The 13,422-nt window shown below is 45.0% G+C and carries 18 protein-coding genes; 12 read left to right on the top strand and 6 right to left on the bottom strand.

The genetic code is table 11. The features are described from left to right. The first annotated feature begins 157 nt into the window (after nucleotides 1-157). From ABW391_RS26075 to ABW391_RS26060, 4 genes are read left to right on the top strand one after another with little or no spacing between them, the layout of a single operon-like run. Entirely contained in the window at nucleotides 158-1,219 is a 1,062-nt protein-coding gene (locus tag ABW391_RS26075) for a P-loop NTPase family protein (RefSeq protein ID WP_353484842.1), read from the top strand. Next, nucleotides 1,216-1,485, top strand: a complete 270-nt coding sequence (locus ABW391_RS26070) for a hypothetical protein (protein ID WP_353484841.1) — start codon at nucleotides 1,216-1,218, stop codon at nucleotides 1,483-1,485. The genes ABW391_RS26075 and ABW391_RS26070 overlap by 4 nt, the downstream gene beginning before the upstream one ends. Next, complete coding sequence (locus ABW391_RS26065; protein ID WP_353484840.1) at nucleotides 1,485-1,937, top strand: hypothetical protein; 453 nt, start codon at nucleotides 1,485-1,487, stop codon at nucleotides 1,935-1,937. Before ABW391_RS26070 ends, ABW391_RS26065 begins: the two co-directional genes overlap by 1 nt. 25 nt (nucleotides 1,938-1,962) lie before the next feature. After that, nucleotides 1,963-2,943: a GDP-mannose 4,6-dehydratase gene (locus tag ABW391_RS26060; RefSeq protein WP_353484839.1), complete on the top strand. Its 981-nt coding sequence runs from the start codon at nucleotides 1,963-1,965 to the stop codon at nucleotides 2,941-2,943. Here ABW391_RS26060 and ABW391_RS26055 read toward each other — a convergent pair. Beyond that, entirely contained in the window at nucleotides 2,917-3,759 is an 843-nt protein-coding gene (locus ABW391_RS26055) for a hypothetical protein (RefSeq protein WP_353484838.1), read from the bottom strand. The genes ABW391_RS26060 and ABW391_RS26055 overlap by 27 nt on opposite strands. Before the next feature lie 33 nt (nucleotides 3,760-3,792). On the opposite strand from ABW391_RS26055, the gene ABW391_RS26050 reads away from it, so the two are divergent. The 3 genes from ABW391_RS26050 to ABW391_RS26040 are packed head-to-tail and all read left to right on the top strand — an operon-like array spanning nucleotide 3,793 to nucleotide 5,977. Then, the gene (locus ABW391_RS26050; protein WP_353484837.1) at nucleotides 3,793-4,440 is read left to right on the top strand and encodes an FkbM family methyltransferase; all 648 of its coding nucleotides are present in this window, start codon (nucleotides 3,793-3,795) and stop codon (nucleotides 4,438-4,440) included. Then, nucleotides 4,425-5,153: a hypothetical protein gene (locus tag ABW391_RS26045; protein ID WP_353484836.1), complete on the top strand. Its 729-nt coding sequence runs from the start codon at nucleotides 4,425-4,427 to the stop codon at nucleotides 5,151-5,153. The genes ABW391_RS26050 and ABW391_RS26045 overlap by 16 nt, the downstream gene beginning before the upstream one ends. Continuing rightward, nucleotides 5,150-5,977 carry a hypothetical protein gene (locus tag ABW391_RS26040; protein ID WP_353484835.1) on the top strand — a complete coding sequence of 276 codons (828 nt, stop codon included), beginning with the start codon at nucleotides 5,150-5,152 and terminating at the stop codon, nucleotides 5,975-5,977. Before ABW391_RS26045 ends, ABW391_RS26040 begins: the two co-directional genes overlap by 4 nt. On the opposite strand, the gene ABW391_RS26035 is transcribed toward ABW391_RS26040, so the two are convergent. The 5 genes from ABW391_RS26035 to ABW391_RS26015 are packed head-to-tail and all read right to left on the bottom strand — an operon-like array spanning nucleotide 5,950 to nucleotide 9,896. Further along, nucleotides 5,950-6,684 (bottom strand): glycosyltransferase family protein, encoded by a 735-nt coding sequence (locus ABW391_RS26035; protein WP_353484834.1) that lies wholly within the window; start codon nucleotides 6,682-6,684, stop codon nucleotides 5,950-5,952. The genes ABW391_RS26040 and ABW391_RS26035 overlap by 28 nt on opposite strands. Next, complete coding sequence (locus ABW391_RS26030) at nucleotides 6,681-7,646, bottom strand: hypothetical protein (protein WP_353484833.1); 966 nt, start codon at nucleotides 7,644-7,646, stop codon at nucleotides 6,681-6,683. Before ABW391_RS26030 ends, ABW391_RS26035 begins: the two co-directional genes overlap by 4 nt. After that, a complete protein-coding gene (locus ABW391_RS26025; protein ID WP_353484832.1) occupies nucleotides 7,643-8,455 on the bottom strand; it encodes a hypothetical protein in 813 nt (270 codons plus the stop codon). Before ABW391_RS26025 ends, ABW391_RS26030 begins: the two co-directional genes overlap by 4 nt. Beyond that, nucleotides 8,452-9,141: a glycosyltransferase gene (locus tag ABW391_RS26020; RefSeq protein WP_353484831.1), complete on the bottom strand. Its 690-nt coding sequence runs from the start codon at nucleotides 9,139-9,141 to the stop codon at nucleotides 8,452-8,454. The genes ABW391_RS26025 and ABW391_RS26020 overlap by 4 nt, the downstream gene beginning before the upstream one ends. Then, nucleotides 9,138-9,896: an adenylyltransferase/cytidyltransferase family protein gene (locus ABW391_RS26015; RefSeq protein WP_353484830.1), complete on the bottom strand. Its 759-nt coding sequence runs from the start codon at nucleotides 9,894-9,896 to the stop codon at nucleotides 9,138-9,140. The genes ABW391_RS26020 and ABW391_RS26015 overlap by 4 nt, the downstream gene beginning before the upstream one ends. A gap of 94 nt (nucleotides 9,897-9,990) precedes the next feature. On the opposite strand from ABW391_RS26015, the gene ABW391_RS26010 reads away from it, so the two are divergent. From ABW391_RS26010 to ABW391_RS25990, 5 genes are read left to right on the top strand one after another with little or no spacing between them, the layout of a single operon-like run. After that, nucleotides 9,991-10,518: a class I SAM-dependent methyltransferase gene (locus ABW391_RS26010; RefSeq protein ID WP_353484829.1), complete on the top strand. Its 528-nt coding sequence runs from the start codon at nucleotides 9,991-9,993 to the stop codon at nucleotides 10,516-10,518. Nucleotides 10,519-10,525: 7 nt separating this feature from the next. Continuing rightward, entirely contained in the window at nucleotides 10,526-11,167 is a 642-nt protein-coding gene (locus ABW391_RS26005; RefSeq protein ID WP_353484828.1) for a class I SAM-dependent methyltransferase, read from the top strand. Continuing rightward, a complete protein-coding gene (locus ABW391_RS26000) occupies nucleotides 11,164-11,952 on the top strand; it encodes a glycosyltransferase family 17 protein (RefSeq protein ID WP_353484843.1) in 789 nt (262 codons plus the stop codon). Before ABW391_RS26005 ends, ABW391_RS26000 begins: the two co-directional genes overlap by 4 nt. Before the next feature lies 1 nt (nucleotide 11,953). Next, nucleotides 11,954-12,769: a glycosyltransferase family protein gene (locus tag ABW391_RS25995; protein ID WP_353484827.1), complete on the top strand. Its 816-nt coding sequence runs from the start codon at nucleotides 11,954-11,956 to the stop codon at nucleotides 12,767-12,769. Between the two features lie 28 nt (nucleotides 12,770-12,797). Beyond that, entirely contained in the window at nucleotides 12,798-13,364 is a 567-nt protein-coding gene (locus ABW391_RS25990; protein WP_353484826.1) for a hypothetical protein, read from the top strand. The last annotated feature ends 58 nt before the right edge of the window (nucleotides 13,365-13,422 follow it).

The raw sequence follows: 13,422 nt of genomic DNA, 5'->3' as shown, positions 1-13,422 counted from the left end.
GAAAAATCTTTTGCTGCTGAACCTGTTGCTGTGCCAAAACCAGCACAGAAAGCCGAAGATATTTTGGCCATGATTCGTTCACGTCAACAGAAGTAATCTGACGTTACACACAGAGAGATTTTTTCTGTGTGTTTTTATTTGTATTAAGGAAAAACGAATGGCAAAAGCATTTGATGTAAGCAAGTTTCGCAAGGAAATTACAAAAAGTATTGAAGGACTCAGCATTGGCTTCAATGATCCTACAGACTGGGTAAGCACAGGCAACTATGCACTGAACTATTTGATCTCAGGATTCTTTGATCGCGGTATTCCGCTGGGCAAGGTCACAGTGTTTGCTGGTGAATCTGGTGCAGGCAAGAGTTACATCTGCTCGGGCAACATTATCAAGAACGCACAAGAGCAAGGCATCTATGTAGTCTTGGTCGACAGCGAAAACGCCTTGGATGAAGCTTGGCTCAAGGCTCTAGGCGTGGACACCAGCCAGGACAAACTGCTGAAACTAAGCATGAGCATGATTGATGATGTAGCCAAAACAATCAGTACATTCATGCAAGACTACAAGGCTCTGGCCGAAGGCGAACGTCCCAAGGTCATGTTTGTGATTGACAGCTTGGGCATGTTGTTGACACCCACAGATGTTAATCAGTTCGAAGCAGGCGAAATGAAAGGTGACCTTGGTCGTAAACCCAAAGCACTCACAGCCTTGGTTCGTAACTGTGTCAACATGTTTGGTAATTACAATGTGGGCTTGGTGTGTACCAATCACACATACGCAAGTCAGGACATGTTTGACCCAGATGACAAGATCTCAGGTGGTCAAGGATTTATCTATGCCAGCTCAATTGTAGTTGCCATGAAGAAACTCAAGCTCAAAGAAGATGAGGATGGCAACAAGGTGTCAGAGGTCAATGGTATCCGCGCCAGCTGCAAGATCATGAAAACACGTTACTCTAAACCTTTTGAAGGTGTGCAGGTCAAGATTCCGTACACAACAGGTATGAGTCCATACTCGGGCTTGACTGATCTAGCTGAGAAAAAAGGTATCCTTAAAAAGGATGGCAATAGACTGGCATTCACCATGCAGGACACAGGCGAGATTATCAAGTATTTCCGCAAGGCCTGGGAATCCAACGAAGATGGTTGTCTTGACAAGGTCATGGCAGATTTTGCCAAGATCAAAGATGAGGTCGTTGTTGAAGAAGCAGGAGACGAAGCATGAGCGAAACAGTAGCAAGCGAAATCTGGGGAGAACTCAAGCGTTATGTCAACACTGTGGATCGTGACGAAGCAGCAGAAGCTGTGGTTGCAATCTTGATTGACAATGATTCGGATGTGGATGATATCCGCGCTGCCTTCAAGAACGATGTGGATATCAAACGTGCGCTCACTGCTTATCTTGACAATGACAAAGACTATGTGGATCCCGAAGATGAAGACCCGGATGAAGACAGCGATACCACAGAAGATGATAACTGGGAAAACTAATGTGGTATAGTCAAGTGGCAGCGGATCTGGGCAAGATCCCAGACTTCATGGCACACTATGATCGTGAGCTCCTGGATGCCAAACGAGATTGTAAAATTGGCGGCATCGTTGAGAACAACATCAAGCTGCTTCCGGGCATAACTGAGCAGAGATTCTATCAGCTTCAGGAAGTGGAAGCTGTGTTGAATCTGCTGAATATCCAGTTGCGCAAGATTCGTCGCAAGCACTTTCAAAAGTATCTGGAAGGCTACAATCGTGCTCTCAGCAGCAGAGATGCTGAAAAGTATGTGGACGGCGAAGATGAAGTGATTGATTTTGAAACCATTATCAACGAAGTAGCTCTGCTACGCAATTGCTGGCTGGGCATCATGAAAGCATTAGAAAGCAAGAACTTCATGCTGGGACACATTGTTAGACTACGAGCAGCTGGCATGGAAGATATTCAAGTATGACCATTGATGCGTGATACATAAGAGTATGAAACGCACAGCATTTGTAACAGGCATGACCGGCCAAGACGGTCCATATCTCGCTAGACTACTAGTTGAAAAAGGTTATCATGTTTATGGCCTTGTCAAACGATACTCTAATCCCAATTTAGACAACATCAAGTGGTTGGGCATTGAGAATGATATCGAGTTGGTAACTGGTGATATCACCGATGAAAACAACATGAATCATCTCATGCAAACTCTCAAACCCAACGAAGTGTACAACTTGGCTGCACAGAGTTTTGTGGGTGCTTCGTGGGATCTTAACAAACTTACCACAGAAGTAAACTCCATAGGCGTGCTGAACTTGCTCAACGCTATCCGTAGCCACAGCCCCAACACACGCTTTTATCAAGCCAGCACCTCTGAGATGTTTGGCAATGCCACAGAAGCAGGCTCTCAAGGTGAACTCACTCCGTTCCGCCCGCGATCACCGTACGGCGTGAGCAAGTTATACAGTCATTGGATGACCATAAACTTCCGCGAAAGCTACAGCCTGTACACCTGCTCTGGTATCTTGTTCAACCACGAAAGCCCTCTTAGAGGTCGTGAATTTGTCACACGCAAAGTTACTGATGCAGTGGCCAGAATCAAACTGGGCCTAGCAGATTCAGTCACTCTGGGCAATCTTGACAGCCGACGTGATTGGGGTTTTGCTGGAGACTTTGTGGAAGCCATGTGGCTGATGCTGCAACAACCTGAGGCTAGAGATTATGTAATTGCCACAGGCGAACAACACAGTATTGGTGAGCTGTGTGGTGTGGCGTTTGAACATGTGGGAATAACTGACTGGACTCACTTGGTGAAAAGTGATCCTAGATTCAAACGTCCTGCTGAACTTTATAGCCTACTGGGCAACAGCAGCCGAGCAGCAGTAGAACTAGGATGGAAACCACGTACAGATTTTGCAACCATGATTCGTGACATGGTTGATGCTGATCTAGCTAGGCTTCAACCCGGAAAGTAATCTTCCAATCGGTCCACCCGATGCTATTTCTCCCAAGGTCCACTCTGTGTGACATAGATTCTCAAGCCACTGTGCTCGTTCGGGCATGCGTGGCTTTTCTATGTTTGCAAAATCTGTGTTGGCCACTGGCAATGCCATGCTGTGTGCTCCAACAAATGCAGGCACGCCATCTATAATGGCCTGACTACCGGGACCTGAATTTTCATTGATCACTGCCCAGGCAGCGGGCAACATGGTCCTAAAATTGAACTCATCGTAGGTGCCATGCAACTTGACAGGTTGTTGTATTCTGGTGCCTGGCCTGGGTCGAATTTTTTGTCTTGGATGTGGGCGTATGACGATTGGCCTATCAGTGTGTGCTCTTAGACTGGCAATAGTTTGATCTAGCCATTGTTCGCTGGGCGGTAACCCTGCCCATTGTTGGCTGTCGTTCCGCTGCATGGCCACAAGAACATGATCGCCCTGGTGCCAAGGCTGTGGTCTCACAGACAACTTGGCTGTACGGTTGTTTTCATGCCCTTCGCCAAACCAGCCTGATGCATTTACACCATTCACACCCATCTTCCAGGTCACACCTCGATTCAACTGACCAATTTCCATTATTATTATCGGACGACCCGACGAAGAAAATTCCTGCCACACAGTTCGATTTGCCAGCATCCGTCCAGACCATAAGTGGCTCCAGATTACTGCAACGTCAGCACTTGCATCGTGTTCTGACACACGAATACAATGACGTTTGCAGCCATCTCGAAATGCTGCAAACACAGGCCCAGAATTGAGGGCTCCAAAGCGATTAAATATACTGATGTTCATGATATGGTATTAAATAGTTATTGAACAAACATTATGTATAAAATAAATTCTCTCTGGCACAGTCCCGAACCTCCCAATGGATTCTTTAGTGAACGACTATCTGAACATGTAGATATACACTATCAACAACGGTATCGTTACTATATATTCCAAAATATTCCACGCAAACGCACCATGATCGACATTGGTGCCAACATTGGTATCTTTGCCAGACCCAGTGCTGAACAGTTTGAACGTGTGATTTGTTTTGAACCAGTACTCAAAAACTTTGAAGTCTTGCAAAAAAATCTAGAAGATTGCCCCAATGTTGAATTGCATAACCTAGGGCTTGGCGACAAAGATCAAACAGTCACATTTGAATTACAAACTCTTAAATGTGGACATACCAAACAAGTTGAAGAGTTTGTTGCTAATCCTGAGTTTGAAAAACACACCGGAGTACTGACCTCCCTGGATCGATTCAATTTTGAATCAGTTGACTGGATCAAGATAGACGTTGAAGGCTTTGAAAATGCAGTGTTGGAAGGAAGTCGCGCCACTATACAACGCAATAGGCCCTGGTTGCTGATAGAAGACAACGGGCAACAAGAATATCACAAGCAATGGTTAAACGACTTGTGCGGACCATACGAAGCAGCAGCAGTCAAGAGCAAAAGCAACACAATATGGATACCATCATGAAGCATTTACCCTATGAACGACAAGGTTTTAGTCAAAATGACGAGACTGGAATCATTGAGTACATGCTGGCAGGAATGGCTGATCCCAAACAAACTTTTGTGGAGATTGGGTTTGGCAACGGAACACAAAATATGACTCTGGACCTGCTGCATCAAGGATATTCTGGTGTTGGTATAGATGGGTGGGATTGGGACGTATCCGTAACTGAAAGATGGCCAGATCAGTTGATCAAAATACAACAAATGATTTCCCCAGATAATGTTGCACAATACATACCCAAACAATATTGGCAACCAGACTTTTTTAGTCTAGATATTGACAGTTTTGATTATGAAGTGGCATCAATCCTGTTGCACTCGGGATTTCGTCCTGCCACAGCATGTTGCGAGATCAACAAGAACTTTGGCAACGACTGGGCTAGTTTTCCTTATGTTGAAAACCCAGTAAAAAAAGTCACATACAATAGAAAATTTCATTATGGTTGTTCATTGTCAAAGTACAAAGACCTGTGGGCACAGTATGGCTATGAGTTTTTTACATTTGATACCAGAGCAGTGAATGCATTTTGGTTTCACCCCGACCGAGTCAGTATAGACCTAACAGTTCCCAGAAAGCAAACACTTGATGAGATAGATACTGCTGTTATAAAACAACAAATTGCCGATCATCAGTACTGGAACAACAAACAAAACGAAATCTATCAACCCACATGAAATACGCAGTATTAACAACATTCAATCAATCTGGCTACGATCGATATGCCAGTCGCATGATCGATACATTTTTACAAAATTGGCCTCAAGAAGTTGACCTATATGTTTACACAGAAGATTGTGCCATCACACAATCAGCACCCAATCTACATGTGAGAGACCTACATGCAGCAAGTCCGGAAATTGTGGCATTCAAACAACGCTGGGGATCGGATCCTAGAGCACGTGGTCAAGTTGCCACAGGCCCTGTGGATCGCAAAGGCAAAGCACCTGGCATTGGATTTCGCTGGGACGCCATACGATTCAGTCACAAGGCATATTCTGTTAGCCATTGTGCTGCCAACTGTGCAGCTGATGTGTTGTTCTGGATGGATGCTGACATGGTATGCCACACACCTATCACTACTGAATTTATTGACAGTCAAATGCCTGTAGATACTGGCCTGGCATTCTTAGGTAGAGAAAAGAAATTTACTGAATGCGGCTTGTATGGCATGAATCTTCGGGATCCTGTGACTCGGGCATGGCTGCGAGAGTTTCAATTGGCCTATGATTCTGGACGTCTTATGACCATGGCTGAATGGAATGATTGTTGGGTGTTTGATGAAACCCGCACGGAAGTGCAGGCAGCAAACCCTCAATGGCGTCAACTCAACTGGAGTGCAGGTCTAATTCGAAGCGAAGGGCATCCGCTGATCAACACTGCCTGGGGTGCATACCTAGATCATCTCAAAGGCAAACGCAAAGATACTGGACGTAGCAATGACAAGGATCTTGTGAGACCCCGTACAGAAAGTTACTGGTCTTCGTCCACAGGCTCTTGACCATATTCTGCTTTTGAGTGCTTGGCCTTGAAGTGTATTAGATACTTGCCCAGCACAGTATGCGGCAGTGGAGTTTTATAGGGCTTGAGAAATCCTGCACAAAGGTCTCTGTGAGTTGCATTGGGCACAGCTTGAATAGCCACACCCAGTACATCGTTGTCATAGAATCTACGAAGTCCACTGCGATCACGTTCACGATATCGACGGCAATATTCATCTCGCAGCGTTGCAAAATCTGGATGTTTTGTATTCACCGCAAACACTCCAGTTTCAGGAACCAACCAGGCTCCTTTTTTGCCGCTTTTGTCGCTAGTGTAATTCACGCCCATGTACAAACTCAGATGTTGTTCATCCAACAATGCTGTCCATAACTCTTCAGGCATGTCGGCAACTGATATCACATCAGCGTCCAGCCAAACAATCCAATCTGCCTTGCTGTGATGCATGGCATGCATGATAGTATAGGCTTTTTTGGCAAACTTCTTTTCACTTTGATTGCAGTCTGGATCCGCTTGAAACACAGTGTAGTCAGGCTCAAGATCATCAAAATCAATAATTTTGATTCGTTCATCAACAGGCAGCACCATGTGCTCAACATACACAGTAAGGCCGCGTGAGCTTGGCCAGTGTCTCAAAAAACTGTCTACACAGTCTTTGCCAATCAGATCATGATAACGCTGATCCATGCTGGTAATAATTTCAATCATTTGACTGCCCATTTTTTCATGTGTTCCCAGCATGCGCCGGATCTTAATTCTTCGTGACTCCAGTGAAATTGTGCAATTCTCTGTATCCAAGATTCACGGTCAGGAGTGTGTGGTTTTTCAATTCTGTGAAATCCTGCCCCTGCTATGTCACGAGCCTGACTGCGATCTGGGTCAGTGACAAATACAGGTATGCCTTCAATTGCAGCAGCCACAGCAGGACTAGAGTTGTGGTTGATCACTGCCCAGCAATCAACAAAATCTTCAGTCAGTGTACTACCGCCCTTGCTCAATTGTATGTTTGTTAATCTGCGACCAGTGCAGAGTTTTATTAGACGTTCGCAGTATTTCACAGCTCTTTTGTCTCCAGGGTGTGAACGGATTCTGATAGAACGATCTGAGTATTTTCTTATTTCGGTGATAGTCTTGATAGCCCAGTCGATTACATCCCATCCTGCCATGCTCCACCCACCGTCACGTTGCAAACACAACAAAATGTGTTTGCCGTTCACTCTCCAAGGTCGTAATTGCACTCCTGTTTGTGCCTGTATTGATTGCCACCGAATCGGATCCGGAGTTTGATCGCAGTATTCGCCGGTGTTGGGGAACACACCATCATAGCTGTAGCGCAACCAATAGCCGGGATTGTTTGTGTCCTTGTATAAAAACAAATTTGAATCAGCAATAACTGTGCGTCCACCCGAGCTGCGTTGGCCTTCCACAATCTCTTGACGTAGTTGCAGGTGTTGGGCTGTTTTTCCGTGTTCGTGTACCCAGCCCAGGATCACAGCCACATCACTGGGTTGATATACTGCTTCAGTTTCAATTATGCCTTCGTCGCCGTATTCGGTTACACCTTGTGCAAAATATTTCAAGGTGTCCAGTTTGTCCGTGGCCTTTTTCAATGACTCGGGCGTGTATTGTTCTTTTCTAGGCAGCGTGGCCAAATAGCTTACAACTTTCATGATTCTTGCATCATTCTAAATGCTGTGCCATTGGCCAGTTCCTTCACATGATACTGACCATATGCCATACTGTGACACCAGGCCGCAAGCAAGTCTCGATCAGGATAAAATGGATTGTCAATCTTGGCCAAATCTGTGTTGCCCACTGGTGTGGCCACATGACTGGGAGCCAGCACAAATGCTGGTACACCTGCCAGTATGCTTTCTACGGCTGCTACACTGTTGAAAGTGACCAGAGCATGCACATCTTTTATCAATAGCTGGCTGAGTGGCTGAAACTGAACTCTATCAATTCGTTTGGGTGCCCGTTCTCGTATTTCTACTGGAAGATTTGTGTATGTTTTTATTGTGGCCACAGTTTCTCTAATCCACTGTTGTTGATCTATGCCATAATATCTACAGGGCTTTTCGTCTGGAGCAGCCACAATAATTCGCTTGCCATATCGTCGGGGATGAGGTTTGATTCCCAGTTGATTCCAACGATCGTTTGGCCGCTCGCGTATGGTAGTGTGTTGTAAATCATTCAGCACAATCCTGTGATACATCTTGATACCTTGTGAGTTTTTGTTACTGATATTGTTGCCCACATAGCCCGAGTCCATGAAATAAAAATCATTGCCATCCTCTAGACATTGTTTCATTATTTTGTGTTTGAGAATGCCTCGTAACACCAACTGATTGTGATCTGTGGCTATGTCATACTGATAATCAAAATAGTCAGAGTTGGTAGGTTCTAGCTTGGCACTGCGAGCCAACATGTTGACATATTCATCCTCACCGTTTTTGCTGAGAAAAATCCAGTTGTTCATTCTATATCTCGCTGCTGGCAGTACTCGGTAAGTATGCGTTCTTGATGCCACTCACTGCCTTGTGGTGTTGTGGCAAACTCGTGAAAGCACGGTGTGCCCAGAGTGTAGTGCAACAGTTTGGCATTGGTATTGGCGCCGTACTCGTCGGGTAGCCAATTCCATTCAGGAGGCAGTGCACCTATGCGATCATTGTCTAGCCAGGAAAAGCGGTGTAGTTCAGCACCTGTGGATTTTTCAATAAACTCCGGAGTTAGTTTTCTATTGGGAAAACTGTTGCAGTTCCAGAGCATGACACTGCTCCAATTTTTTCGAGGATAGTTTTCATTTTTTGACCCCAGATATTTTTCACTCATGCGTGTTTGATAATTGTGTTTGACCACTTGTACATCTTGTGCAGTGTTACGTAGATTCCACAACTCAGCAATGTCTCCACGCACAATCATGTCGCCATCTATAAAGATAGCATGACCGGTGTATTCCATCAGGTGCGGTACCAGAAATCGACTGTAGATAAACTGATTGCTGCCATCTGTGTGTGTTTCTGTGTAGTCTCGGAACAGGTTCAGCGCCAGGGGAATAATGCTGACTGGTTGACTGGCATGTCTAATAATTGAATTGGCACACACATGATACGCTATGGCTTCTCTGGGATCGTAGCCTACAAAAACTGGTATGATATTTTTCATTTTCGTTCTATGTCCTCTTCTATGCAATTTTCTCCGTATTGGATTTCGATCAGTTTCAAGGGTTGATCAGTCTCATTGCACAACTGATGCCACTGATTTAATTTTATCCAGGTTGATTGATGCCGTGCAGGACTTGCCATCAACTCATATTCAGTGCTGTGAGGATCCACAGTGTAGACCGTGGCTTCACCTTCAGCCACAAACCAAAACTCTGCACGATTTGCGTGTCGTTGCATACTGAGTCGTTGTCCCGGCATGACCGTGAGTTCTTTGAGTTTGACATGGCTGCCAACTTCGTGAAGAATACGATAGTAGCCCCAGGCTCGATCAGTTTTGGGTTTTTTCCACTCTTCCAGTATCCAGCTGCTGCTATTCTTTTTGTCGTCACCGCCAACTCCAAATTTGAAAATCACATCTTGCACTGCCATTTCAGGAATGTTGACTGCTGTGCGATCACCGCCGTTGGCAAAGATAATTTCATCATTGGGATACATGCTTTGTACAGCACGAATGGCTTCAATGCCCGAACCATCATCGTCATTGAACAGGATACAGCGATCTACCATGCGTAGATTTTCTATCACTGATAATCTCTCCACCGCGGGCATAAACGGTCGGCCTTTTTTACGGCATAACCATGCGTCAGAATTTACTCCCACTACCAGTCGATCACCAAGTTGCTTGGCCGCTGCTAGATAGGAAATGTGTCCAGAGTGTAGGGGATCAAATCCGCCAGTTACAAGTACAATTTTCATGTAAATATTTATGTGCATATATAATGGTAAATAAAATATCATGGAGCATTTTTACCAAAGCGTTGACGGATTTATGAGTCACAAGAATACTATCATGCTTGATATTGTTCTAGAGCAATTTCCTGCAGGTGGTACCTGGGTAGAATTGGGATCCTGGACTGGCCGTAGTGCTGCATACTGTGTGGTAGAATTGATCAATCGTGACAAGCTGGGCCCATTTTACTGTGTGGACAGTTGGAAAGGCGAAGAAGCAATTGCTTATGATACTGATACTGTTCAGGATCTTGAAAACATATTCCGACAAAATGTAAAACCAGTGCTGGGACACATAACAATGCTGACCATGATGAGTTGGCATGCAGCCGCCGATTTCAAAGATAATTCTGTGGACTTTTGTTATGTGGATGCAGGACACAGCTACGAATCAGTGACCAATGATCTTGAAGCCTGGTGGCCAAAAATGCGCTTAGGATCCTTGTTTGGCGGCGATGATTATACCAAAGGCTATCCTGGTGTGCAACAAGCAGTGTGGGATTTCTTTGGACCATTAAACATAAAGGTTTGCAGATCTGGACGTTGCTGGTTGGTTACAAAACCTTTTGATAACAACAGTTCGATTTAAATAACACATGACCACTTGGCTTGAATATTATCGTGAAAACTATTTTGATCTACTGAACCCCACTGTTAGTGGTGCCAAGCGTGGCCTTGTGGAGGGTCTATATCGACGAGCTGACGGGTTTTACCTGATGTTTGCTTATCTTAAAAGCCTAGGGTTATCTGAATATCATATTATTGAAACAGGAACCATGCGCAAACCAGGCAACTGGAAAGATGGACAAAGTGCCAGGTTGTTCTCAGAGTTTGTGGATCAGCATGGTGGCACTGTTCGCAGCGTGGATATTGATCCTGCAGCAGTGGCAACATCCAACACCGCCATACCCAGCATGAACTTTCGAGCCACCTGCATGGACAGTGTGACCTGGCTGCAAAGTCTGCAAGACCTAGACCAAACAGATTTGTTTTATCTTGACTCCTGGGACGTCAAATGGAACAATGACCATGACAGTGCTGTTCATCATCTAAAAGAATTCCAAGCTATAGAGCCGTATCTAAAAACTGGAGCAATGATAGCAATTGATGACAACAGTAGATTTGTTGAATCAGGAATTAGAACCGGCAAAGGACACTACATTGCAGACTATCTTGAGGCAAAAGGTATTTTGCCAGTGTATGACAACTACCAAATAATCTACAGGTGGCCAAAATGATTATTGATACCCTGTTGTTCAACAACGAATTTGACATGCTGGATATACATCTGGCCATCACTGATCATTATGTGGATCGTTGGATAGTGCTTGAAGCCAGCAGAACATTCAGCGGAATTCCCAAACCATACAATCTGTTGAACAATCTTGATCGGTATCAGACCAGATACGGCAACAGGCTGCAGGTGGTCACACTAGAGTTGTCAGCAGATCAAACCAATCTTGTGTGTGAAACCATGATGCGGCAGGCCCTAGCACCTGCACTGACAGAATGTGACTCAGAAGACATTGTGATACACGGTGATCTTGACGAAATAATCAATCCAGAATCCTGGGCAGATATTGTAACACTGATGGATCAAAACGATAAACCAGTCACATGTGGATTTGAAATGTACATGTATCGCGTGGATCAACGTGCTGAACGCAACTGGAAAGGCAGTGTGGTAGCACGCCGACGAATGTTTGATACACCACACGAACTCTACAAGGGCAACAGCATCAAACGCAAGGATCGAAGTCATTGTGTGGGATTCAAAACACCAGTAGGCTGGCACTGGACCTGGATGGGCAGTGATGATCTCATACGCAACAAAGTGGTCAGTTGCATAGAAAGCCAACACAGAGATCCTGAACAAATACTCGCAGCATTCAAACAACTTGATACCATCAGTGCCATCAACCATAAATGCACCACACATGTGATTGATGTAAAATATCCCAACAGTGTGCAGTCAGTATTGAAAAACTATCCGGCATACTGGCACAATCCACCCGGAAACTAGCATGGACATTCAGCAAGAAAAAGCCATGCGTCGAGCAGCCAGAGCTGAACATCGAGCAAAAAAATCTCCAGGCTATGTTGCACCCACAGTGTCAGATCCCATGGGTCCGGTTGATTGTGCCTGCGTGATACATGGCTCAGGCTACGACTGGATCTATGTGGATCGATTGTACTCCATGTTGACTAGACACATTTCTCGCGGCATACGGCTGCATGTGTACACAGAACCCGGTAGACCTGTTCCATCCCACATGATACGCCATGATCTGCAGGAATGGCCGGGTGTTAGTGGTCGTAAACAATCCTGGTGGTACAAAATGCAGTTGTTTAACCCTGCACATCATCAAGGGCAATTGTTGTATTTTGATCTGGACACAGTGGTGGTAAACAATCTGGACTGGATCATCGATCTGGATCCTGCTTATTTTTGGACCATACGTGATTTCAAATCCCTATGGAAACCTCATGTGCAAAGCATGAACTCCAGTGTGATGTACTGGAACACAGTGACCTGGGCGTCAATCTGGACAGAATTTCAAAAGCAAGGTGTTGAAAAGGTACAAAGCAGTTATCGCGGAGGTGATCAGGATTATTTGAATTCTGTAATAACTGCCAGACACCGTAGATTTTTTGAGGACGGACGGGCTGTAAGCTGGCGCTGGACCGCACTAAATGGCGGTATGAATTTTCGAAACAGAACCTACCGATCACCGTCGCGCGGCACCACTATTGCACCGGACAACAGTTTGTTGATATTTCATGGTGACCCCAAACCTCACGAAACACACGATTCTGTAATACAAACTCACTGGTGCTAGCATAAATAATAAAAACGGAGATATAATTATGGTTCAAAGAATAGTCAAACTAAAGGGACAAGCATACACAACTGGCAGTGCTGTTGTGGTACGGGTATCGTACAACGGAGCTGAGGTATTCAATACCAGCGTCACAGCCAGTACAGTGATTGAAATACCGTCTGCTCCAGCACTGACTGAGCCTGTGGTAGAATTAGCAGTGTTTGAAACCACAACCGATATAACTGGACCAATTCCGGTAACTATATCAGTAACTGGCGGCACACTGTTTTTTGCACATTTTTGGATGAATTATTCCGGATATGCCAGCGAACAGCAGGCTACAGATCCCAATGTTCCTATAGATCCTGCTGACCCTAGTACCTACACCTGGGTAGTGACTGTACAACCAGACTCCTACTACGGTGATCCAAATGTCAACACTGTGGAATCTGACGGTGTTTTGAACTTGACCAAAAATGGATTGCCCTGGGTCTGGCGAGAAAATGTTGGTAATCAATTAGGTGACTGGAAGTATCCAGTGGCCGCTGACGAAACAATGGCCTTTGACTTTTTTGTGGACCCAGCCAAAGTAATATTGGTAGTTCCGACCTAAACACCAATTCAACAATTCAACAGCCCTGCTAGTCAGGGCTTTTTCTTGAGGTTGTCCA

It is taken from the genome of Haliscomenobacter sp. (assembly GCF_040403615.1).
Classification (GTDB): domain Bacteria; phylum Bacteroidota; class Bacteroidia; order Chitinophagales; family Saprospiraceae; genus Haliscomenobacter.
This window is presented reverse-complemented; position numbering and strand designations above follow the sequence as displayed.

Bases quoted from the DNA above. Each gene is read 5' to 3' on its own strand.
- ABW391_RS26035 (WP_353484834.1), bottom strand. From the start codon at position 6,684: ATGATTGAAATTATTACCAGCATGGATCAGCGTTATCATGATCTGATT.
- ABW391_RS26040 (WP_353484835.1), top strand. From the start codon at position 5,150: ATGAAATACGCAGTATTAACAACATTCAATCAATCTGGCTACGATCGA.
- ABW391_RS25995 (WP_353484827.1), top strand. From the start codon at position 11,954: ATGGACATTCAGCAAGAAAAAGCCATGCGTCGAGCAGCCAGAGCTGAA.
- ABW391_RS26025 (WP_353484832.1), bottom strand. From the start codon at position 8,455: ATGAACAACTGGATTTTTCTCAGCAAAAACGGTGAGGATGAATATGTC.
- ABW391_RS26020 (WP_353484831.1), bottom strand. From the start codon at position 9,141: ATGAAAAATATCATACCAGTTTTTGTAGGCTACGATCCCAGAGAAGCC.
- ABW391_RS25990 (WP_353484826.1), top strand. From the start codon at position 12,798: ATGGTTCAAAGAATAGTCAAACTAAAGGGACAAGCATACACAACTGGC.
- ABW391_RS26000 (WP_353484843.1), top strand. From the start codon at position 11,164: ATGATTATTGATACCCTGTTGTTCAACAACGAATTTGACATGCTGGAT.
- ABW391_RS26030 (WP_353484833.1), bottom strand. From the start codon at position 7,646: ATGAAAGTTGTAAGCTATTTGGCCACGCTGCCTAGAAAAGAACAATAC.
- ABW391_RS26015 (WP_353484830.1), bottom strand. From the start codon at position 9,896: ATGAAAATTGTACTTGTAACTGGCGGATTTGATCCCCTACACTCTGGA.
- ABW391_RS26045 (WP_353484836.1), top strand. From the start codon at position 4,425: ATGGATACCATCATGAAGCATTTACCCTATGAACGACAAGGTTTTAGT.
- ABW391_RS26075 (WP_353484842.1), top strand. From the start codon at position 158: ATGGCAAAAGCATTTGATGTAAGCAAGTTTCGCAAGGAAATTACAAAA.
- ABW391_RS26055 (WP_353484838.1), bottom strand. From the start codon at position 3,759: ATGAACATCAGTATATTTAATCGCTTTGGAGCCCTCAATTCTGGGCCT.
- ABW391_RS26050 (WP_353484837.1), top strand. From the start codon at position 3,793: ATGTATAAAATAAATTCTCTCTGGCACAGTCCCGAACCTCCCAATGGA.
- ABW391_RS26060 (WP_353484839.1), top strand. From the start codon at position 1,963: ATGAAACGCACAGCATTTGTAACAGGCATGACCGGCCAAGACGGTCCA.
- ABW391_RS26070 (WP_353484841.1), top strand. From the start codon at position 1,216: ATGAGCGAAACAGTAGCAAGCGAAATCTGGGGAGAACTCAAGCGTTAT.
- ABW391_RS26005 (WP_353484828.1), top strand. From the start codon at position 10,526: ATGACCACTTGGCTTGAATATTATCGTGAAAACTATTTTGATCTACTG.
- ABW391_RS26010 (WP_353484829.1), top strand. From the start codon at position 9,991: ATGCTTGATATTGTTCTAGAGCAATTTCCTGCAGGTGGTACCTGGGTA.
- ABW391_RS26065 (WP_353484840.1), top strand. From the start codon at position 1,485: ATGTGGTATAGTCAAGTGGCAGCGGATCTGGGCAAGATCCCAGACTTC.